Source organism: Streptomyces albidus (ex Kaewkla and Franco 2022) (assembly GCF_013870515.1).
GTDB classification, from domain to species: Bacteria; Actinomycetota; Actinomycetes; order Streptomycetales; family Streptomycetaceae; genus Streptomyces; species Streptomyces albidus.
On record NZ_JACBXA010000035.1, the window covers coordinates 1 to 20,162 of the forward strand.

The window sequence follows — 20,162 nt, forward strand, 5'->3', positions numbered from 1 at the left end:
CGCGTGGCCAGCGGCTTCGGAGCCGGCATGCGGCGCAGCTTGGCCTCCTCCAGCTCCCAGTACTCGATGCGGAACTTCTCCGACTCCTCGATGGGCGCGTAGGAGGAGACGGCTTCGGCTCCGCGCATGACGTTCACGGCGTTGACGTAGAACTCGCCCGCGACCCTCGCCGTCTGCTTGTCCTTGCCGAAGGAGAACATCCCCACGCCCGGCACCAGCACGACGGCCGGGTCCGCGCCGCGCATCGCGGGGGAGTCGTGCGCGGCGTGACGCTCGTAGTACGCGCGGTATTCGGCGCGGTAGGCCTCGTGCAGCTCGCGCAGCCGGGCCACGGCCTCCTCGAGCGGCGCGTGTGCGGGCACGTCGAGCACGAGGGGGCGCACCTTCGTACGCAGGAAGTGGTCCGGGCAGGACGTTCCCAGCGCGGCGAGCCGCGGGTGCTCCTCGCGGGAGAGGAAGTCCAGCACCGCCTCGGAGTCGGTGAAGTGGCCCACCTGCGGGCGGTCGGTGGAGGCCAGGCCCCGCACGAACGGGGCGAGTTCCGCGGCCCGTTCGCGGCGCGACAGCTCGGGCAGCGGTTCGCATCCCGCACGTACGGGCCCGAAGGGCTCGGCCCGGCCGCGGGATTCGAGGAAGGCCTCCGCGGTGCGGATGATGTGCAGCGAGTTGCGCTCGCACTCCTCGCTCGTCGCGCCCCAGGCGGTGATGCCGTGACCGCCCAGCACACAGCCGATCGCCTGCGGATCGGCCTCCTTGACGGCGGCGATGTCCAGCCCCAGCTGGAAGCCGGGACGGCGCCAGGGGACCCACACGACGCTCTCCCCGAAGCACTCCCGCGTCAGCTTCTCCCCGTCGGCCGCGCAGGCCAGCGCGATGCCGGAGTCGGGGTGCAGGTGGTCCACGTGGGCCGCTTCGACCAGGCCGTGCATGGCGGTGTCGATGGAGGGGGCCGCGCCGCCCTTGCCGTGCAGGCAGTAGTCGAAGGCCGCCACCATCTCGTCCTCGCGCTCCACCCCCGGGTAGACGGACTTGAGGGCGCGCAGCCGGTCCAGGCGCAGGGCGGCGAGGCCGCCGGCGGTGAGGGTGCCGAGGTCGCCGCCGGAGCCCTTCACCCACAGCAGCTCGGTCTCCGAGCCGGTGACGGGGTCGGGGGCGGTGCCCTTCGCGGAGGTGTTGCCGCCCGCGTAGTTGGTGTTGCGCGGGTCGGCGCCGAGCCGGTGCGAGCGCGCGAGGAGTGCGTCGACGGTCTGGTCGTGCTGTGCGGACATGCTGAACTACGCTCCCCAACCGGCCTGCTGGCCGCCCTTGCGTTCGTCGGTGATCCTGCTCGCCCAGCCGGAGCGGTGGTAGGCCGCGACGGGGTCGGCGTCCAGGCCCTGCTCCTGGCGTATCTGTGCGAGCAGCTGCCGTACGTCGGTGTTGTAGGCGTCCATCAGGACGGCGTTCGCCCCGAGCACGTCCCCGGACCGCTGCGCGCCGGCGAGTGCGTCACGGTCCACGAGGAGGGCCTTTGCGGTGGCTTCCTGCACGTTCATCACCGAACGGATGATGGCGGGGATCTTGGGCTCGATGTTGTGGCACTGGTCGAGCATGAAGGCGACGCCCGCGTCCTCTTCCAGGGCACCGCCACGCACCACTTCGTACATGATCCGGAAGAGCTGGAAGGGGTCGGCCGAGCCGACCATCAGGTCGTCGTCCGCGTAGAAGCGGGAGTTGAAGTCGAAGCCTCCGAGCTTCCCCTCACGCAGCAGCAGCGCGACGATGAACTCGATGTTGGTGCCCGGCGCGTGGTGGCCGGTGTCCACGACGACCTCGGCCTTCGGGCCGAGCTGGAGGCAGTGGGCGTAGGCGGTGCCCCAGTCCGGGACGTCGGTCGTGTAGAAGGCCGGTTCGAAGAACTTGTACTCCAGAAGCATCCGCTGCCCCTCGCCGAGGCGCTCGTACACCGCGGACAGCGACTCGGCCAGCCGGTCCTGACGCGCGCGGATGTCGTCCTGGCCGGGGTAGTTGGTGCCGTCGGCGAACCACAGCTTCAGGTCCCGTGAGCCGGTCGCGTCCATGATGTCGACGCACTCCAGCAGATGGGCCAGCGCCTTGCGGCGCACCGCGGCGTCCGGGTGCGTGACGGATCCGAGCTTGTAGTCGTCGTCCTGGAACACGTTGGAGTTGATGGTGCCCAGCCGCAGCCCCCGCTCCTTCGCGTACGCGGCCAGCGCGCCGTAGTCCTCCACCCTGTCCCAGGGGATGTGCAGCGCGACGGTGGGCGCGACCCCCGTGTGCTCGTGCACGCGGGCGGCGTCGTCGAGCTTCTCCTCGGGTGTGCGGGGCACGCCCGGTTGCGCGAACACCTTGAACCGGGTGCCGGAGTTGCCGTAACCCCACGAAGGCGTCTCTATCCGCTGGGATGTGAGGGCGGCCTTGACGGCCGTCAGGTCGGCGTCTGACATGCGTCTCCTCTGTGCGGCGCGATGCTCGGGACCCGAGAGCGGCGGGCGCGAGCAAAACGATTCAATGCGCGACGTCAGGAACGTAGGGCCAGGCCTTCCCGGCCGTCAAGCCTTCCGGCGTCGAAGCCGACAACCTGCTGCATACCCCCTTGACGCCCTCCCGGGTCGCCACTAGCTTCCCCGAATCACTGATTGAAACAATTCATTCACCTCGCTGATCCACGTCCCCGCACACCGTCCTACGCGCATCGCGGTCCCACATGCGCACCGCACCACAGGAGGAGCAGGACCATGAGCCAGCCCGAACCGGCAGCGACTCCGTCGCCGGTCCTCGCACTGGAGGAGGTGAACAAGTCCTTCGGCAACGTCCGCGCCCTGCGCGGTGTCTCGCTCTCCCTGTACCGCGGCGAGGCGCATGCGATCGCGGGTGAGAACGGGGCGGGCAAGTCCACGCTCATCAAGGTCCTGGCAGGGGTGCACGCCCCCGACGCCGGCACCGTGCGCCTCGACGGCAGCCCCGTGGGCTTCTCCGGTCCCGCCGACGCCCGTGACGCCGGCATCGCCGTGATCTACCAGGAGCCCACGCTCTTCGCCGATCTCTCCATAGCCGAGAACATCTTCATGGGCCGCCAGCCCCGCCGCTCCCTGGGCCGCATCGACCACTCCGCCGTACGGGAGGCCACGGCCGCGCTCATGCGCCGCCTGGGCGTCGAGCTGGACCCGGACCGGCCCGCACGCGGACTGTCCATCGCCGACCAGCAGATCGTCGAGATCGCCAAGGCGCTCTCGTTCGACGCCCGGGTGCTGATCATGGACGAGCCCACAGCCGCCCTCACCGGCACCGAGACCGCCCGCCTCTTCTCCGTCGTCGACGCGCTGCGCGCCGAAGGCGCCGCCGTGCTGTTCATCTCCCACCGGCTGGGCGAGATCTTCGAGTTGTGCCAGCGGGTCACCATCCTGCGCGACGGCGCGCTCGTCGCCACCGAGGCGCTGGACGGGCTGACGGAGGACGATCTCGTACGCCGCATGGTCGGCCGTGATCTGGAGGAGCTGTACCCCAAGGAGGACACGACACCCGGACCCTCCGCGCTGACGGTGCGCAGGCTCACCCGCGAAGGCGTCTTCCACGACGTCTCGTTCGAGGTGCGCCGCGGTGAAATCGTCGCCCTCGCAGGCCTGGTGGGAGCCGGACGCAGCGAAGTCGTACAGGCCGTCTTCGGCGTCGACCGAGCGGACGCAGGCGAAGTCGAGGTCGGAGGACGGAAGTTGAAGTCCAATTCCCCGACCGCCGCCATGGACGCGGGGGTCGCCCTCGTGCCGGAGGACCGGCGGCAGCGCGGTCTGGTGATGGAGATGTCCATCGAGCGCAACATCGCACTGACCGGCCTGGACCGTCTCGGCAAGGGGGGAGTCGTCCGCCGCGCCCTCGAACGCGGGCGTGCGGCGGACTGGGCGGTGCGGCTCCAACTGAAGTACAACCAGCTCTCCGACACCGTCGGCGTGCTCTCCGGCGGGAACCAGCAGAAGGTCGTACTCGCCAAGTGGCTCGCCACCGAGCCCGGAGTCCTCATCGTCGACGAGCCGACCCGGGGCATCGACGTCGGCACCAAGGCCGAGGTCCACCGGCTGCTGACCGGTCTGGCCGCCGACGGGATAGCCGTCCTGATGGTCTCCTCCGACCTGCCCGAAGTACTCGGCATGGCCGACCGGGTGCTCGTCATGCACGAAGGGCGTCTCGTCGCCGAGATACCCCGTGCCGAAGCCACCGAGGAGTCGGTCATGGCGGCGGCGACCGGACGCGGCAGCAAGGAGGCGGCGTGAACAGGCCACTGGAGAAGCCGCTGCGGGACCCGTCGAAGGAGCCGTCGCGGGAACCGCAACAGCCGTCCGGACAGCGCGAGGCACAGGGCGCGGCCAAGGAGGAGACCCGCTCCGCCCGGTCGCTGACCGACCTGGTCTTCCGGGTACGGGAGTTGAGCATCGGCGGCGCCCTCGTCCTGCTCGTCCTGGGCACCTGGCTGGTCAACCCCGGCTTCCTCGACGACCAGGGCGTACAGGACCTGCTGCTGAACTCGTCGATCCTGGTGCTGCTCGCCACCGGTCAGTCCGTCGTCGTCCTCACCCGCAACATCGACCTGTCGGTGGGTTCCGTCGTGGGCCTCACCGCCTTCGCCTGCGGAAGTTTCGTATCCGGCACGCAGCACAGCGCGCTGACCGTCGTACTGCTGGGCACCGCACTCGGTGTCCTGTGCGGCCTGGTGAGCGGTCTGCTCGTCAGCTTCGGCAGGGTGCCCGCGCTGGTGGTCACCCTCGGGATGCTCTACGTCATCCAGGGCGTCGACCACGTCTGGGCGCACGGGCAGCAGATCAACGCCGTCAACGTGCCCGACGGGGTGCTGGAGTTGGGAAGCGGCAGCGTGCTCGGCGTCCCGTACCTGCCGCTGATCTCGGCACTGGTCCTCGCGGCCACCGCGTACTACCTGCGGACCTACCGCAGCGGACGTGAGCTGTACGCCATCGGCTCCAACCCCGAGGCGGCACGGCTCGCGGGCATCCCCATCCGCCGCCGTGTCCTCGCCGCGTACGCCTTCTCCGGAGCCGTCGCCGGATTCGCCGGCGCCCTCTGGCTCGCGCGCTTCGGCACCGTCGTCGCCGACGCCGCGAACGGCTGGGAGCTGACAGTCGTCAGCGCGGTCGTCGTCGGCGGCGTCGCCATCACCGGCGGCGTGGGCACCGTCTGGGGCGCGGCGCTCGGCGCCCTGCTGCTCACCACGATCGGCAGCGCCCTCGTCGTCCTCAAGGTCAACCCCTTCTGGGAGCAGGCCATCACAGGCGCGCTGCTGCTGGCGGCCATCAGCACCGACCGCGTCGTACGCAGCCGCACCACCGAGGCGCTGAGGAAGAGGAGCAGGAAGTGAACGCCCCGACGACACTCACCGATCCCACGGACCGCGCGGACGGCAGCGGCGAGGCCGGTGCCGGACGCGGCGGCGGAGCGGTCCGGTTCCTGCGCTGGGACACGGCCGTCGGCGTGCTGCTGGTCGCCGTCCTCCTCGCGGGAAGCGGCACCACGGAAGGCTTCGCGGACGTCACGAACCTGTCCGCCGCCCTCAACGACACCGCCGAGATCGCGCTGATCGCCCTGCCGATGACCCTGCTCGTCGTGGCCGGGCAGGTCGACCTGTCCGTCGCCTCGATGCTCGGGCTTTCCAGTGCACTGGCGGGCTCGCTGTGGGACGCGGGCTGGGCGTTCGAGATGATCGTGCCGCTGTGCCTGCTGCTCGGTGTGCTGGGCGGGCTGCTGAACGGCTGGCTCGTCACCCGCGTCGGACTGCCCTCGCTGGCCGTCACCATCGGCACGCTCACCCTCTACCGGGGGCTCGCCTCCGTCGTACTGGGGAACAAGGCGGTCTCCGACTTCCCCGAGACGTACGCGCAGTGGGCGTCCTACACCGAGCCGGTGCCGGGCACCTTCATCCCGTACCCGATCGCCGTCTTCATCGTCCTGGCGGCGCTCGCCGCGTTCGTGCTGCACAGCACCGCCGCCGGACGCTCCCTGTTCGCGATGGGAGCCCAGGAGGAGGCGGCCCGGTTCGCCGGCATCCGCGTGAACAGGATCAAGCTGGTGCTCTTCGCCGTCACCGGATTCATGGCCTCCTTCGCCGGGATCGTCTACACCCTGCGCTACGGCAGCGCCCGCGCCGACAACGGCCTCGGCCTGGAACTCGTCGTCATCGCGTCCGTGCTGCTCGGCGGCATCGACTTCAACGGCGGCCGGGGAACCCTCGGCGGAGCCGTCGCCGGAGTGCTGCTGATCGGAGTGCTCAACAACCTCCTCACCCTCAACGACATCTCCAACGAGATCCAGGTCATCGTCACCGGCGTACTGCTGGTGGCCTCCGTGCTCACACCGCGGGTGATCGCCGTGGCCAGCGAGCGAAGGCAGCGCCGAGCCGCCACCGCGACCTGACACCGCGGATCTCCCACCCCCGCCCCGGGTCCGCGCCTCCCGTGGATCCGCCGAACCCGTCCACCGACTTCCCCCGAGTGCCCACCAGTTGAAAGGCCCTCCGCCATGCGACTGCACACCCGCTCCCGCGTCTACGCCGCCACCGCCGCGGCGTGCGCGCTCTCACTCGCCCTCGGCGGCTGCTCCGGCACCACGAAAGGCGACGCCAAGGACGACGCCAAGGACAAGGCGCAGAACGCGAAGGCAGACCCCGACGCGCCGCTGAAGAAGGGCCTGAAGCTCGCCTTCCTGCCCAAGCAGATCAACAACCCCTACGAGAAGATCGTGGACGAGGCGGGGATCGCCGCCGCCAAGGGGTACGGCGGGAAGGCCAAGGAGGTCGGGCCTTCCGACGCCAAGGCGTCCTCCCAGGTCAGCTACATCAACACGCTCGTCCAGCAGCGCCAGGACGCGATCCTCATCGCCGCCAACGACCCCAACGCCGTGTGCGGGCCGCTGAAGCAGGCGATGAAGCAGGACATCAAGGTCGTCTCCTACGACTCCGACACCGCCAAGGACTGCCGCCAGCTCTTCATCAACCAGGCCAGCTCCGAGGAGATCGGCCGCTCCCTGGTCAAGCGCACCGCCGAACAGGTCGGCCACAAGGGCCAGATCGCCATCCTCTCGGCCACGCAGAACGCGACGAACCAGAACGCCTGGATCGAGTTCATGAAGGACGAGCTGAAGAAGCCCGCCTACAAGGACATGAAGCTGGTCAAGACCGCCTACGGCGACGACGACGACCAGAAGTCCTTCCAGGAGACCCAGGGTCTGCTCAAGGCCTACCCCAAGCTCAAGGCCGTCATCTCACCCACCACGGTCGGCATCGCCGCGGCCGCCCGGTACATCAGCGACTCCTCGTACAAGGGCAAGGTCGTCCTCAACGGCCTCGGCACGCCCAACCAGATGCGCAAGTACATCAAGGACGGCACCGTCGAGGAGTTCTCCCTCTGGGACCCCAAGAAGCTCGGCTACCTCGGCTCGTACGCGGCGGCCTCCCTGGCGTCGGGACAGATCACCGGGAAGCAGGGGGAGAAGTTCAAGGCCGGGAAGCTGGGTGAGCGCACCGTCGGAAAGGACGGAGAGGTCATCCTCGGCCCGCCCACCGTCTTCGACAAGAAGAACATCGGCGACTACGACTTCTAGGAAGGAGCCGGGCCGTGCAGCGCGTCTGTTTCCTGCTGAAGGTCCGCGCCGACCGGGTGGCCGAGTACCGCGAGCGGCACTCGGCCGTCTGGCCGGAGATGCTCACCGCGCTCTCCGAGTGCGGCTGGCACAACTACTCGCTCTTCCTGCGTCCGGACGGCCTGCTCGTGGGCTACCTGGAGACGGAGGACTTCGCCGCGGCGCAGGCCGCGATGGAGCGGCGCGAGGTCAACGCCCGCTGGCAGCGCGAGATGGCCCCCTTCTTCGAATCCCTCGAGGGGGAGCGGCCGGACGAAGCCATGACGCCGCTCACCGAGGTCTTCCACCTCGCCTAGCCCGGCCGGATCACGCGTGAGGAGCGACCGTCCATGACCACATCCGCCTCCGGGCCGATTCCCGTACCCCTACCCGGCGCCGCGCCCGTACGGACCCGCCGGCCCAGGATCGGTCTGGTCTCCGGCGGACTGGGCGCGTACTGGCCCCAGTTCCCCGACCTGCTGCCCACGCTGCGCCGTTCCGCGGAGCGGGTCGCGCAGCGGATGGGCCAGTTCGACGCCGAGGTCGTCGACGTCGGGTTCATCTCCGACGCCCAGGAGGGCGCGCAGGCGGCGGAGAAGCTGCGTGCCGCCGACTGCGACCTGATCGTCGGCTTCCTCACCACCTACATGACCGCGACGATGCTCGTACCCGTCGCGCGCCGCAGCGGTGCGCCCGTGCTGCTGATCAATCTCCAGCCGACCGAGTCGATGGACCACGCCACCTTCGACACCGGGCAGTGGCTGGCCTACTGCGGGGCCTGCCCGCTGCCCGAGATGGCCAACGCCTTCGAGCGCGTCGGTGTCGAATTCCGTTCCGTCTCCGGGTACTTGGAGGACGAGCGCGCCTGGCGGCGCATCGGCCGCTGGATACGAGCCGCAGGCCTGCGGGCGTCGCTGAGCTCGTCACGCCACGGCGTGATGGGGCACCTCTATCCCGGGATGTACGACGTCTCCACCGACCTGACGATGGTGCCGGCCACCTTCGGCGGGCACGTCGAGGTGCTGGAGTTCGACGATCTGCGGGTCCGCGTCGAGGAGGTGACGGACAAGGAGACCGCGGCCAGGGTCGCCGAGACCAGGGAGGTCTTCACACTCGACGACTCCGTCGACGAGGACGACCTCGCCTGGGCGGCGCGTGTGTCCGCGGGACTCGACCGGCTCGTCGACGACTTCGCCCTCGACTCCCTGGCCTACTTCCACCGCGGCCTGAACGGTGAGGTGCACGAACGGCTCGGAGCGGGGATGATCCTGGGCGCCTCCCTGCTGACCGCCCGCGGCATCCCCGCGGCGGGCGAGTACGAACTGCGCACCTCCCTGGCCATGCTGATCTGCGAACGGCTGGGCGGCGGAGGCTCCTTCACCGAGTTCCAGGCGCTCGACTTCCGTCGCGGCGCGGTCGAGATGGGGCACGACGGCCCGGCCCACCTCGCGCTCGGCGGGCGCCGCCCGCTGCTGCGGGGCCTGGGCGTCTACCACGGCAAGCGCGGCTGGGGCGTCTCCGTCGAGTGCACCGCGCGGCACGGTCCCGTGACCCTCGTCGGCGTCGGGCAGACCCGCGACGGCCGCTACCGGCTGGTGGCCGCCGAAGGCGAAGCCGTCGACGGACCGCTGCTGGCGATCGGGAACACCACCTCCCGCATCGACTTCCACACCGATCCCGGCGAGTGGACCGACGCGTGGAGCGCGAGCGGCGTCGGTCACCACTGGGCCCTGGCCACCGGCGAGTTGCTGCCCGATCTGCGTGCGCTGGCCGATCTCAGCGGGGTGGAACTGACCGAGGTACGCGCCGGATGAGGAGCCGTCAGGCCGACATCAAGGACGTGGCGCGTGCGGCGGGCGTCTCCGTGGGCACGGTCTCCAACGTCATCAACCGTCCGGAGACGGTCTCCGAGGGGACGCGTACCCGGGTGCAGTCCACCATCGAGCAACTGGGTTATGTGCGGAGTGAGTCGGCGCGTCAGTTGCGTGCTGGGCGGAGTCGGATCATTGCGTTGCTGGTGCTGGACATGGCGAATCCGTTCTTCGTGGACGTGGCGGGTGGTGCGGAGCGTGCTGCGCGGGAGGCGGGGTTGGGGGTGATGTTGTGCAACAGCGCTCAGAGTGTTTCGGAGGAGGCGGAGTATCTGTCGTTGTTCGCGGAGCAGCGTGTGCGGGGTGTTCTGGTGACTCCTGCGGACACCAGCGGTGCCAATCTCGTCGGCTTCCAGCGGCACGGCATCCCCTTCGTCTTCGTGGACCGGTTCGAGGGCGACAACGAGCGCTGCTCCGTGTCCGTCGACGACGTGGCGGGCGGCGAGTTGGCGGTGGCGCACCTGCTCGGCCAGGGGCACCGCGACATCGCCTACGTCAGCGGGTCCATGCAGCTCACCCAGTGCCGCGACCGTTATGCCGGGGCGATGAACGCGCTGCGTGCCGCACCGGGCTCCGCGACTCTGCGTCAGGTGGAGTGCGATCGGTTGGATGTGGCTGCGGGGAGGGATGCGGGGGCGCGGTTGTTGGGGATGTCTCCGCGTCCTTCGGGTGTGTTCTGTGCGAATGATCTGTTGGCGTTGGGGGTGTTGCAGGCGTTGTACGGGGCGGGGGTGGCGGTGCCGGATGAGGTGGCGTTGGTGGGTTATGACGACATCGAGTTCGCGGCTGCTGCTGCGGTGCCGTTGACGTCGGTGCGTCAGCCTGCTTTCCGTATGGGGCGTGCCGCTGCGGATCTGCTGATCGAGGAGACGGGTGAGGGGGCGGCCGGTCACGAGCACCAGCGGATCGTGCTCCAGCCCGAACTCGTCGTCCGCGGATCCAGTCTTCGCAGTTCCCGGCGGTGACAGCTGCGTAGCATGCCCTCGTGGCAGGCATGGTGGGCATCAAGGACGTGGCGCGTGCGGCGGGAGTCTCCGTGGGCACGGTCTCCAACGTCATCAACAGACCGGAGACGGTCTCCGAGGGGACGCGTACCCGCGTGCAGTCCACCATCGAGCAACTGGGTTATGTGCGGAGTGAGTCGGCGCGTCAGTTGCGTGCTGGGCGGAGCCGGATCATCGCGTTGCTGGTGCTGGACATGGCGAATCCGTTCTTCGTGGATGTGGCGGGTGGTGCGGAGCGTGCTGCGCGGGAGGCGGGGTTGGGGGTGATGTTGTGCAACAGCGCTCAGAGTGTGTCGGAGGAGGCGGAGTATCTGTCGTTGTTCGCGGAGCAGCGTGTGCGGGGTGTTCTGGTGACTCCTGCGGACACCAGCGGCGCCAATCTCGTCGGCTTCCAGCGGCACGGCATCCCGTACGTGTCCGTCGACCGGGTGCTGCCCAGCGCGGAGGGATGCTCCGTCTCCGTGGACGACGTCGCCGGCGGGGCCCTCGCGGCCCGGCACCTGCTGGAGTGCGGCCACGAGAACATCGTCTACGTCAGCGGGTCCATGCAGCTCACCCAGTGCCAGGACCGGTACGCGGGCGTCGTGCACGCGCTTCGTGAGGCGGGGCTGCGCGAGGAGGACGCACTGCGTCAGGTGGAGTGTGATCGGTTGGATGTGGCTGCGGGGAGGGATGCGGGGGCGCGGTTGTTGGGGATGTCTCCGCGTCCTTCGGGTGTGTTCTGTGCGAATGATCTGTTGGCGTTGGGGGTGTTGCAGGCGTTGTACGGGGCGGGGGTGGCGGTGCCTGATGAGGTGGCGTTGGTGGGTTATGACGACATCGAGTTCGCGGCTGCTGCTGCGGTGCCGTTGACGTCGGTGCGTCAGCCGGCTTTCCGTATGGGGCGTGCTGCTGCGGATCTGCTGATCGAGGAGACGGGTGAGGGGGCGGCCGGTCACGAGCACCAGCGGATCGTGCTCCAGCCCGAACTCGTCGTCCGCCGCTCGACGATGTCGCTCAGGAGCTGACCGTACGGGCGCCAGTCGGCCCGCATGCGACGGCGCCGCCCGCCGGGGGGACCCGGGGGACGGCGCCGAAGGGGACGTACGTCAGACGAGCCAGCCGACATAGTGGACGAGGCAGGCCAGCGCGTTGGTGATGACGTTCATGTGGTGCGTTCTCCTTGTGATCCTTAATGGGACAACTCACCGGCTCGCAGGGGACTTTGAGCCGGATGCGCCCGCACGGTCCGCAGACCCGCTTGCGCCCCGTAAGCATCTCGGGGCACACGGTCACCGCGTTGCGGAATCCCCTGCGGCCACGCGTTCGAGCGAACGCCCGCTCCCTTGTTCGCCGTTGGCGGCAGCGTCTCCAACTCCCTTACGGGCATTGGCGATCGGCCCGCCGCCGAGCAGGCGGTGCACGTCGCGCGCGGCGGCCCGCCCCGCACGGTTCGCGCCGATGGTGCTGGCCGACGGGCCGTAACCGACGAGGTGGATGCGGGAGTCGGCCACCACACGCGTACCGTCCATGCGTATGCCGCCGCCCGCCTCGCGCAGCCGCAGCGGCGCCAGGTGATCGATGGCCGGCCGGAATCCCGTCGCCCACAGGATCGTGTCGGCCTCCATCCGCCAGCCGTCGCCCCACTCGACGCCCTCCGGGACGATCCGCTCGAACATCGCCTGCCGCCTCAGCACACCGCGCTCGCGCGCACGCCGCATCGCCTCGGTCATCGGCAGCCCCGTCACCGAGACCACGCTGCGCGGCGGCAGCCCGCGCCGCACGCGATCCTCCACGAGCGCGACAGCGGCACGGCCCTGGTCCTCGGCGAACGGCCCGTCACGGAAGACCGGTTCGCGGCGCGTCACCCATGCCGTCTCTGCCGCGACCTCGGAGACCTCGAGCAGATGCTGTACGGCAGAGGTCCCGCCGCCCACCACGACCACACGCTTGCCGGTGAAGACGTCGGATTGCGGGCCCGGGTACGAAGCGGTGTGCAACTGCTGCCCGCTGAAGCTCTCCTGTCCCGGAAAGCGCGGCCAGAAGGGGCGGCCCCACGTGCCCGTCGCATTGATCACGGCACGCGCCGACCACGTCGTCCCGTCCGAGGTCTCCACGCGAACGCGCCCGTCGCCGTTCTCGCGCACCGCACGCACACGGACGGGACGCCTCACGGCCAGAGCGAAGGTCTCCTCGTACGCGGCGAAGTACTCGCCGATCACCTCCGAGGACCGCCGCTGCGGGTCCGCCCCGGTCAGCTCCATCCCGGGGAGCGCGTGCATGCCGTGCACCTTGCCGTACGTCAGGGTGGGCCACCGGAACTGCCATGCGCCGCCGGGCTGCGGCGCCTCGTCCAGGACGACGAATTCCCGGCCCGGCTCGTAGCCCGTGCGCCGCAGGTGAAAGGCGCTCGACAGGCCCGCCTGTCCGGCGCCGACAACCACCACCGCCACCTCGTTCATACCCTTGCGAACCACGGGGCGGCCTCGAACCTTCCCGTCCCCGCCGTGGAGGATGAAGGCATGACCAACGCGCTGCGGACCCACGTACTGCACATCACCACCGGCTCCAGCGAGACCGTCGCGGACATCACCCAGGACTGCGAGTCCTTCCTCGGTGACGTCGCGGAAGGCCGGGACGGGCTGCTGAACATCTTCGTGCCCCACGCCACCGCGGGCATCGCCGTCCTGGAGACGGGAGCGGGCAGCGACGACGACCTTCTCGCCGCTCTCAAGGACCTGCTGCCCGCCGACGACCGCTGGCGGCACCGGCACGGCAGCCCCGGTCACGGCCGGGACCACGTCCTCCCCGCGCTCGTGCCGCCGCACGCCACGCTGCCCGTGATCGGCGGCAGGCTGGAACTGGGCACGTGGCAGTCCGTCTGCCTGGTCGACACCAACCGCGACAACCCGCACCGCGGCGTGCGGCTGAGCTTCCTGGGCTGACGCCCCGGCCGCCTGGTCGCGCTCAGAGGTTGGCGCCGATGCGGCGCGCGGCGTCGACCGCGAGAAGGCCCAGTTCACGGGCCCGGTCCGCGTCGTAGCGCTGGATGGGGGCGGAGACGGCGATCGCGCCGAGGGGCCGCCCCTGGGGACCCGTCAGGGCCGCTCCGACAGCGCCGACCCCCGGGCGCCAGGCACGGTCGTTCGTCGCGTATCCGCGTGCCCGGACGGTGCGCAGGTCCTCCATGACGGCGTCCCGGTCCGCGGGGGTGGTCTCGGAGAAGCGCTCCAGCTCCCCGCTCAGCAGGCGTTCCACCTCGGCGTCCGGCAGCCGGGCGAGGATCGCGCGGCCGCTGCAGCTGGCGTGCATCGGCACGCGTACGCCGAGGCGCACCCAGGTGCGCACCGGCTCGTCGCTGTCCAGCCTGTCCACCACGACCAGATCCCGGTCGCCGTCGTAGCTGATCAGGTGGATGGTCTCGTGGGTCTCGTCGCGCAGCTCCTGCATGGTCGACAACGCCGCCTCACGCAGCCCCAGTTCGACCGAGGCGTGAATGCCGACCGACAGCGCCCGGCCGGTCAGCACCCACTGCGTCCTGTCCGAACGGGACGAGGTCAGCCAGCCGGCTTCCCGCAGGGTGACCAGACAGCGATGGACGGAACTTTTCGGAGTCCCCGTCGCCCTCGCGATCGCTGAGACCCCGACCGGTTGCAGCTCCGCAACTGTCTCCAGAACACGCAGAGTTGTGATGACCGTCCGCATGGCGTGACCGCTTGCCGACATCGACAGGTGCCCCCTCGCTCCGAACGCTGCGCCGATTGTGCCTGCACACCCCTTGACGTACGCCGAGCGCCGTCAGCAGGGTGTGTGCCACTGTACCGCCACGTGGTACGTGTTCCGCCTTGCGGAACACTCCACGGAACAAGGAGCGCTCCATGGACGTCGGACGGGCCTTGCTGTTCGTCCCCGGTGATCGGCCGGACCGGATCGCGAAGGCACTGGCCACCTCTGCCGACGCTGTCGCCGTCGACTTCGAGGACGCGGTCGGCGACGCCGAGAAGGCCTCCGCGCGCGCAGCCACCGCCGACGCGTTCAGTGGGCTCCCGGATGCGCCACGCCCGGCCGTGTACGTCCGCATCAACGATCTGGACACCTCGGAAGCGGAAGAGGATCTGGCCGCGGTCGCCTCGATGCTCACCGCCACGCGACTGGCCGGACTGATCGTCCCCAAGGCCGAGTCCTCGAAGGAGATCGGCTTGCTCCAGGGCGTCCTCACCACCGCTGAAAGGGCCGCCCGCATCGAGCCCGGCAGCCTGGCGCTCATCCCGATCATCGAGACCGCCCGCGGTGTGCTCGAAGCCGCCGCCACGGCAGCCGCGTCCCCGCGCGTCCGGACGCTCCTGTTCGGGACGCTCGACCTCGCCGGGGAACTCGGCGTCGAACCCACAGTGGAGGGGCGCGAGTTGCTGCATGCCCGCTCGCAGGTCGTGCTGGCGGCTCGGGCCGCCGGACTGGCGGGGCCCCTCGACGGCCCGTATCCCGCGCTTGACGACGAGGCGGGACTGATCCGCTCCAGCACGGCCGCCCGGGAACTGGGCTATACCGGCCGCGTCGTACTGCACCCGGCACAAGTGGGCCCGGTGCAGCGGCTGTTCGCACCGACGGACAGCGAACTCGTCCGTGCGCGGGAAGTGCTCGCCGCCTACGAGGAGGCGCAGAAGCAGGGCGTCGGCGCACTGCGGCTGCCCGACGGGACCTTCGTCGACCGCCCGGTGGTGAACCGCGCGGCGGCCCTCGTCGAGGAAGCGGCCCTGCACGCCGGCGACCGGGCGGAGGCGGCGCGATGACATCCGGGCGGCGGCTGCCGCTGGAGGGAATCACCGTCGTCGCACTCGAACAGGCCGTCGCGGCCCCCTACTCCACCCGTCAGCTCGCCGACCTCGGCGCACGGGTGATCAAGATCGAGCGGCCGGACGGCGGCGACTTCGCCCGGGGATACGACCACGCCGTGCGAGGCGGATCGAGCGCGTTCCTCTGGCTCAACCGCGGCAAGGAGTCAGTACAGCTCGACCTGAAGGACTCCGCGGACCGCGAGGACCTGGACCGCCTGCTGGAACGTGCCGACGTGATGGTCGCCAACCTCGCCCCCTCGGCGCTCGGGCGGCTCCGGCTCGACGCGGACACGCTGCGGGAACGCCACCCCGACCTCATCGTCTGCCTCATCTCCGGCTACGCGCCCGGCGGTCCGCTCGCGGAGAAGAAGGCGTACGACGCACTCATCCAGGCCGAGGCCGGAGTGATGTCGCTGACCGGCACACCCGGCGCACCGGCCAAGGTCGGCGTGTCCATCGCCGACATCGCGGCCGGCAGCCACGCCCTGAGCGGCGTCCTGGCCGCCATCCGGCACCGCGACCTGACCGGGGAGGCGCTGCCCGTCAGGGTCTCCCTCTTCGACGCCCTCACCGAGTGGATGGCGCACCCGCTCTACTACACGCTCCACGGCGGTTCCGCCCCGGTCCCGATGGGGACCTCGCACCCGGCGATCGCGCCCTACGGCGCCTTCACCGCGGCGGACGAGGCAGCGTTGCTGATCGCCGTCCAGAACGAGCGCGAATGGGTGCGGCTGTGCGCGGACGTGCTGGAGGCCCCCGGCCTCGCAGCCGACGAGCGCTTCCGCTCCAACCCCGACCGGGTGGCCAACCGCGCGGCCCTCGACGCGGCCCTCGGCGAGCGTTTCGCCGCCTACCCGTCGAGCACGCTGACCGAGCGTCTCGACGGCGCCGGCGTCGCCTGGGGCCGCATGACCGCGATGACCGACCTGGCCGCACACCCCGAACTCGCCCGCGACGACCGGTGGATGGACACCCCGACGGCTCAAGGGAGCGTACGCACGCTGCGCCCGCCGGGCATTCCGGGTGACCGGGCCGCCGAAGGCGGCGCCGTGCCGGCCCTCGGCCAGCACACCGCTTCCGTACTCGCCGAGATCCACGCCGCGGAGGGAGACCGATGACGATCCACACCGGCTGGCAGGGGCGCTACTACGAGGACTTCGTCGTCGGGGACGTCTTCGAGCACCCGCTGGGCCGCACCGTGACCACGACGGACAACGTCTGGTTCACGCTGCTCACGCAGAACACGGCGCCCTTGCACTTCGACCACGAGTACGCGCGCCGCACCGAGTTCGGCAAACCGCTCGTCAACTCCACCTTCACGCTGTCTCTCGTGGCCGGCCAGAGCGTCACGGACGTCTCCCAGAACGTCTTCGCCAACCTGGGCTGGGAGCGGATCACCCTGCCCAACCCGGTCTTCGAAGGCGACACCGTCCACTCCAGGTCGAGCGTCGTCGAGGCAAGGGAGTCGGCCTCCCGCCCGACGCTGGGCGTCGTCACCGTGCGCACCACCGGCTACAAGCAGACCGGCGAGGTCGTCATCGAGTTCACCAGGACGCTGCTGGTCTACAAGCGCGGCCACGGTCCGCGCCACGAGGGGGAAGCGAGTTGAGCACCGAACTGCGCCGCGATCTGCGCCAGTTGATCGACCGCATCTGCGGCGACTACCCGGACGCCTACTGGCGCGAGGTCGACGCCGAACGCCGCTACCCCGAGGAGTTCGTCGACGCGCTGACGGGCACGGGCTGTCTCGGCGCACTCGTACCGGAGACGTACGGCGGCCTCGGTCTCGGCATCGGCGACGCCTCCGTCATCCTCGAAGGGATCAACGCGAACGGCGGCAACGCGGGGCCCGTCCACGCGCAGCTGTACACCATGGGCTCCCTGCTGCGGCACGGCAGCGAGGAGCAGAAGGAGCGGTATCTGCCGTCGATCGCGTCCGGAGAGCTGCGACTGCAGGCGTTCGGGGTTACCGAACCGAGTGCCGGCACGGACACCACCAGCATCCGCACCACCGCGACGCGCACCGACGACGGCTACGTCGTCAACGGGCAGAAGGTCTTCATCTCCCGCGTCCAGCACTCCGACCTCATGTTGCTGCTGGCCCGCACGACGCCGCAGGAGAGCGCGGCGAAGAAGTCCGACGGCATCTCGCTGTTCCTGATCGACCTGCGCGAGGCGGAAGGCGTCGACCTGCGGCCCATCAGGACGATGGTCAACCACGAGACCAACGAGGTCTTCTTCGACAACGTCCACATCCCGGCCGACAGCCTGATCGGTGAAGAGGGGCGCGGCTTCCGCTACGTCCTGGACGGGATGAACGCGGAGCGCATCCTGATCGCCGCCGAATGCATCGGTGACGGCCGTTGGTTCGTCCGCAGGGCCGCGCAGTACGGCAGCGAGCGCGTCGTCTTCGACCGTCCCATCGGCCAGAACCAGGGCGTGCAGTTCCCCATCGCCAAGGCGCACGTGCACGTGGAGGCCGCGGACCTGATGCGCTGGCGCGCCTGCGACCTCTTCGACGAGGGCGAGGCCTGCGGGGCGGAGGCCAACATGGCCAAGCTGCTGGCGGCCGACGCCTCCTGGGAGGCCGCGAACGCCGCGCTGCAGACCCACGGCGGCTACGGCTTCGCCGCCGAGTACGACATCGAGCGGAAGTTCCGCGAGACGCGGCTCTACCAGGTCGCACCCGTCTCGACCAACCTCATCCTCTCCTACATCGGCCAGCACGTGCTGAAGATGCCGCGATCGTTCTGACCCGTCCACCGAACCGCCCACCGAACTGTCCACCGAACCGAGAAGAGGCGCCGCCGACATGCGTTCAGGCCCCGGCTACGGACTCGTCCTGTGCAGCCAGTTCACGTCCGACGACGACGTCGTGGCGCGCTTCGACGAGCAGTTGGAGCAGGTGCGCTTCGCACGCGACGCCGGCTTCTCCTCGGTGTGGGCGACCCAGCACTACCTGGCTGACCCCTTCCAGTACCTGCATCCTCTGGCGGTGCTCTCACGGATCGTGCCGGAGTCCGGCGACATGCGGATCGGAACGGCGATCACGCTGATGGCGCTCGGCAACCCCGTCGACCTGGCCGAGGAACTCGCCACCCTGGACATCATCAGCGGCGGGAGACTCACCGTCGGAGCCGGACTGGGCTACCGCGACGTGGAGTTCGACGCGTTCGGCGTCCCCCCGCAGGGCAGGCTCCGCCGCTTCCTCGACAACCTGGACGTGGTCCGGCGGCTGTGGACCGAGGACGAGGTGACCTTCAGCAACGACGCCGTGAAGCTGGAGGGCGTCCGCCCGGTCCTGCGCCCCGTCCAGCGTCCCCATCCGCCGCTCTGGCTGGCCGGCCACACCGATCAGGCCCTGCGGCGTACGGCGAGGATGGGCTTCCCGTGGATCGCCGCGGCCGCGCACGTGGACCGCGACTACCTGCATCAGCAGGTGGCGACGTACCGCGCCGCGTGTGCCGAATCCGGCGTGGACGAGCCCCGGATCCAGGTGCTTCAGGAGATCTACGTCGGCGAGAGCGAGGAGTCGGCGGTCGAGGACGTACGCGCCGCCTTGACGGTGAAGTACGACGCGTACCGGGCCTGGGGGCAGGACCAGGTGCTTCCCGCGTCGCAGAGCTTCGATGCGGAGTTCGACAAGCTGCGGCAGGGCCGGTTCATCCTCGGCGACGCGGCGAGCTGCCGAGCGCAGCTCGCCGATCTCATCCACCACGTCGCCCCCGAGAACATCCTGCTCCGCCCCCAGTGGCCCGGGATGCCGCACGAGCAGGTCATGGCCAGCTTGAAACGTCTGACGGACGAGGTACTGCAATGAACACAAGAGAGATCCGGCGGCGCAGTCTCCTCTCGGCTGCGGGATTCGGCCTGGTCGCCGCCGCCGCGCCCGCGTGCGCCCCGGCGAGCGCCGGACCGGAACGCAAGTCCACCGTGGCGACGTACATCCCCTCGTCCTACGGCGATCTGTATCCCGGCATCGAGAAGTTCGTCGACGTGACGACGGAACGAAGCGGCGGGCGGATGTCCCTGGAGATGTTCGACTCGGGCAGCCTCCTGGGCGCCGAGCAACTCCTTCCGGGACTGCTGAGCGGCGTCGCCGACGTGATCTTCCAGACGAGTTCCTACGTGTCCTCGACCTATCCCGTACTCGGCGCGATGGAACTGCCGTTCATCACGGAGGACTACGACAAGCTCCGTCGTGCCATCGCGCCCGGGCGCCCCCAGTACGAGCTGATCAACAAGAAGCTCGCACCGAAGGGCGTGCGCATCCTCGGCGGCATGCCGACGACGTTCGAGTACCTGTGGACCGTCGACAAGCCGATACGCAAACCGGAGGACGTGCGGGGTATGCGCCTGCGCGTCGCCGGTGAGATCGAGGGCGAGACCGTGAAGGCGCTCGGCGGAGCCCCCGTCACGATGGGCTCCGCGGAGGTCTACGAGGCGCTGGAACGCCGCACCATCGACGGGCTCGTGAGCTACATCGGCACCGTCGTCTCCCGCGACCTGCAGAAGATCGTCAGGTACGGCACCGCCGGGCACTTCGGCGCGTACACCGTCGACGCCTACTGCCGCAGCGACTGGTACGAGCAGCAGGACCCGACGGTGCGCAGGGCTCTGGACTCCGCCGGCCGGGCGCTCTACGAGGACGGCACCGACAACATGTACAAGGTCCACACCAAGGACTACCTCCCGAAGGTGGAAGCCGCAGGTGTGGAGCTCATCAGGCCCGACAAGGCCGGAATGGCGGCCTTCCGCAAGGCGATCGCTCCCGTGCACGGGCGCTGGAAGCAGCATCTCGGTGATCCCGCCACCGCGGAAGCGGCCGTCGAATCCATCCGGAAGGCATGAGG

At 69.9% G+C, this 20,162-nt stretch carries 19 protein-coding genes; 15 read left to right on the forward strand and 4 right to left on the reverse strand.

Going from position 1 to position 20,162, the window contains the following annotated elements:
- A partial coding sequence (rhaD, locus tag H5J26_RS08740; protein WP_181765171.1) for a bifunctional rhamnulose-1-phosphate aldolase/short-chain dehydrogenase occupies window positions 1-1,268 on the reverse strand: 1,268 nt, incomplete at its 3' end.
- A gap of 6 nt (window positions 1,269-1,274) precedes the next feature.
- Window positions 1,275-2,447, reverse strand: coding sequence for an L-rhamnose isomerase (gene rhaI / locus H5J26_RS08745; protein WP_181765172.1), 1,173 nt, complete (start codon window positions 2,445-2,447; stop codon window positions 1,275-1,277).
- A gap of 291 nt (window positions 2,448-2,738) precedes the next feature.
- On the opposite strand from rhaI, the gene H5J26_RS08750 reads away from it, so the two are divergent.
- The 8 genes from H5J26_RS08750 to H5J26_RS08785 all read left to right on the forward strand — a co-directional run bounded on the left by H5J26_RS08750 (window position 2,739) and on the right by H5J26_RS08785 (window position 11,502).
- On the forward strand, window positions 2,739-4,268 hold the full coding sequence (locus H5J26_RS08750; RefSeq protein WP_181765173.1) for a sugar ABC transporter ATP-binding protein: 1,530 nt from the start codon (window positions 2,739-2,741) through the stop codon (window positions 4,266-4,268).
- Window positions 4,269-4,390: 122 nt separating this feature from the next.
- On the forward strand, window positions 4,391-5,365 hold the full coding sequence (locus H5J26_RS08755) for an ABC transporter permease (protein ID WP_235980567.1): 975 nt from the start codon (window positions 4,391-4,393) through the stop codon (window positions 5,363-5,365).
- Entirely contained in the window at window positions 5,362-6,417 is a 1,056-nt protein-coding gene (locus H5J26_RS08760) for an ABC transporter permease (protein ID WP_419183771.1), read from the forward strand. The genes H5J26_RS08755 and H5J26_RS08760 overlap by 4 nt, the downstream gene beginning before the upstream one ends.
- Before the next feature lie 105 nt (window positions 6,418-6,522).
- Window positions 6,523-7,602, forward strand: a complete 1,080-nt coding sequence (gene rhaS, locus H5J26_RS08765) for a rhamnose ABC transporter substrate-binding protein (protein WP_181765174.1) — start codon at window positions 6,523-6,525, stop codon at window positions 7,600-7,602.
- A gap of 14 nt (window positions 7,603-7,616) precedes the next feature.
- Window positions 7,617-7,937: an L-rhamnose mutarotase gene (locus tag H5J26_RS08770; RefSeq protein WP_181765175.1), complete on the forward strand. Its 321-nt coding sequence runs from the start codon at window positions 7,617-7,619 to the stop codon at window positions 7,935-7,937.
- A 33-nt stretch (window positions 7,938-7,970) separates the two neighbouring features.
- Window positions 7,971-9,434 (forward strand): L-fucose/L-arabinose isomerase family protein, encoded by a 1,464-nt coding sequence (locus tag H5J26_RS08775; RefSeq protein WP_181765176.1) that lies wholly within the window; start codon window positions 7,971-7,973, stop codon window positions 9,432-9,434.
- Entirely contained in the window at window positions 9,431-10,456 is a 1,026-nt protein-coding gene (locus tag H5J26_RS08780) for a LacI family DNA-binding transcriptional regulator (protein WP_181765177.1), read from the forward strand. The genes H5J26_RS08775 and H5J26_RS08780 overlap by 4 nt, the downstream gene beginning before the upstream one ends.
- Before the next feature lie 29 nt (window positions 10,457-10,485).
- Entirely contained in the window at window positions 10,486-11,502 is a 1,017-nt protein-coding gene (locus H5J26_RS08785; protein ID WP_181765200.1) for a LacI family DNA-binding transcriptional regulator, read from the forward strand.
- Between the two features lie 264 nt (window positions 11,503-11,766).
- Here the strand turns inward: H5J26_RS08785 and H5J26_RS08790 are convergent, their stop codons facing one another.
- Window positions 11,767-12,936, reverse strand: coding sequence for an NAD(P)-binding domain-containing protein (locus H5J26_RS08790; protein WP_181765201.1), 1,170 nt, complete (start codon window positions 12,934-12,936; stop codon window positions 11,767-11,769).
- A 60-nt stretch (window positions 12,937-12,996) separates the two neighbouring features.
- Between H5J26_RS08790 and H5J26_RS08795 the strand changes: the two genes are divergently transcribed.
- The gene (locus tag H5J26_RS08795) at window positions 12,997-13,419 is read left to right on the forward strand and encodes a secondary thiamine-phosphate synthase enzyme YjbQ (protein WP_181765178.1); all 423 of its coding nucleotides are present in this window, start codon (window positions 12,997-12,999) and stop codon (window positions 13,417-13,419) included.
- Between the two features lie 22 nt (window positions 13,420-13,441).
- On the opposite strand, the gene H5J26_RS08800 is transcribed toward H5J26_RS08795, so the two are convergent.
- Window positions 13,442-14,200 carry an IclR family transcriptional regulator gene (locus H5J26_RS08800; RefSeq protein WP_181765179.1) on the reverse strand — a complete coding sequence of 253 codons (759 nt, stop codon included), beginning with the start codon at window positions 14,198-14,200 and terminating at the stop codon, window positions 13,442-13,444.
- A 152-nt stretch (window positions 14,201-14,352) separates the two neighbouring features.
- Here H5J26_RS08800 and H5J26_RS08805 point away from each other — a divergent pair, with 152 nt between their 5' ends.
- Genes H5J26_RS08805 through H5J26_RS08830 form a run of 6 tightly spaced genes read left to right on the forward strand, consistent with a single transcriptional unit; the run spans window position 14,353 to window position 20,160 of the window.
- Window positions 14,353-15,264, forward strand: a complete 912-nt coding sequence (locus H5J26_RS08805; protein ID WP_181765180.1) for an HpcH/HpaI aldolase/citrate lyase family protein — start codon at window positions 14,353-14,355, stop codon at window positions 15,262-15,264.
- Entirely contained in the window at window positions 15,261-16,427 is a 1,167-nt protein-coding gene (locus H5J26_RS08810) for a CaiB/BaiF CoA transferase family protein (RefSeq protein WP_181765181.1), read from the forward strand. The genes H5J26_RS08805 and H5J26_RS08810 overlap by 4 nt, the downstream gene beginning before the upstream one ends.
- The gene (locus H5J26_RS08815) at window positions 16,424-16,918 is read left to right on the forward strand and encodes a MaoC family dehydratase (protein ID WP_181765182.1); all 495 of its coding nucleotides are present in this window, start codon (window positions 16,424-16,426) and stop codon (window positions 16,916-16,918) included. The genes H5J26_RS08810 and H5J26_RS08815 overlap by 4 nt, the downstream gene beginning before the upstream one ends.
- Complete coding sequence (locus tag H5J26_RS08820; RefSeq protein ID WP_181765183.1) at window positions 16,915-18,063, forward strand: acyl-CoA dehydrogenase family protein; 1,149 nt, start codon at window positions 16,915-16,917, stop codon at window positions 18,061-18,063. The genes H5J26_RS08815 and H5J26_RS08820 overlap by 4 nt, the downstream gene beginning before the upstream one ends.
- Before the next feature lie 58 nt (window positions 18,064-18,121).
- Window positions 18,122-19,129, forward strand: coding sequence for an LLM class flavin-dependent oxidoreductase (locus H5J26_RS08825; RefSeq protein ID WP_181765184.1), 1,008 nt, complete (start codon window positions 18,122-18,124; stop codon window positions 19,127-19,129).
- On the forward strand, window positions 19,126-20,160 hold the full coding sequence (locus H5J26_RS08830; protein ID WP_181765185.1) for a TRAP transporter substrate-binding protein: 1,035 nt from the start codon (window positions 19,126-19,128) through the stop codon (window positions 20,158-20,160). Before H5J26_RS08825 ends, H5J26_RS08830 begins: the two co-directional genes overlap by 4 nt.
- Window positions 20,161-20,162: the final 2 nt, after the last annotated feature.

Bases quoted from the DNA above. Each gene is read 5' to 3' on its own strand.
- H5J26_RS08795 (WP_181765178.1), top strand. From the start codon at position 12,997: ATGACCAACGCGCTGCGGACCCACGTACTGCACATCACCACCGGCTCC.
- H5J26_RS08810 (WP_181765181.1), top strand. From the start codon at position 15,261: ATGACATCCGGGCGGCGGCTGCCGCTGGAGGGAATCACCGTCGTCGCA.
- H5J26_RS08825 (WP_181765184.1), top strand. From the start codon at position 18,122: ATGCGTTCAGGCCCCGGCTACGGACTCGTCCTGTGCAGCCAGTTCACG.
- H5J26_RS08780 (WP_181765177.1), top strand. From the start codon at position 9,431: ATGAGGAGCCGTCAGGCCGACATCAAGGACGTGGCGCGTGCGGCGGGC.
- H5J26_RS08815 (WP_181765182.1), top strand. From the start codon at position 16,424: ATGACGATCCACACCGGCTGGCAGGGGCGCTACTACGAGGACTTCGTC.
- H5J26_RS08750 (WP_181765173.1), top strand. From the start codon at position 2,739: ATGAGCCAGCCCGAACCGGCAGCGACTCCGTCGCCGGTCCTCGCACTG.
- rhaI (WP_181765172.1), bottom strand. From the start codon at position 2,447: ATGTCAGACGCCGACCTGACGGCCGTCAAGGCCGCCCTCACATCCCAG.
- rhaS (WP_181765174.1), top strand. From the start codon at position 6,523: ATGCGACTGCACACCCGCTCCCGCGTCTACGCCGCCACCGCCGCGGCG.
- H5J26_RS08790 (WP_181765201.1), bottom strand. From the start codon at position 12,936: ATGAACGAGGTGGCGGTGGTGGTTGTCGGCGCCGGACAGGCGGGCCTG.
- H5J26_RS08775 (WP_181765176.1), top strand. From the start codon at position 7,971: ATGACCACATCCGCCTCCGGGCCGATTCCCGTACCCCTACCCGGCGCC.
- H5J26_RS08805 (WP_181765180.1), top strand. From the start codon at position 14,353: ATGGACGTCGGACGGGCCTTGCTGTTCGTCCCCGGTGATCGGCCGGAC.
- H5J26_RS08830 (WP_181765185.1), top strand. From the start codon at position 19,126: ATGAACACAAGAGAGATCCGGCGGCGCAGTCTCCTCTCGGCTGCGGGA.
- H5J26_RS08800 (WP_181765179.1), bottom strand. From the start codon at position 14,200: ATGTCGGCAAGCGGTCACGCCATGCGGACGGTCATCACAACTCTGCGT.
- H5J26_RS08785 (WP_181765200.1), top strand. From the start codon at position 10,486: ATGGTGGGCATCAAGGACGTGGCGCGTGCGGCGGGAGTCTCCGTGGGC.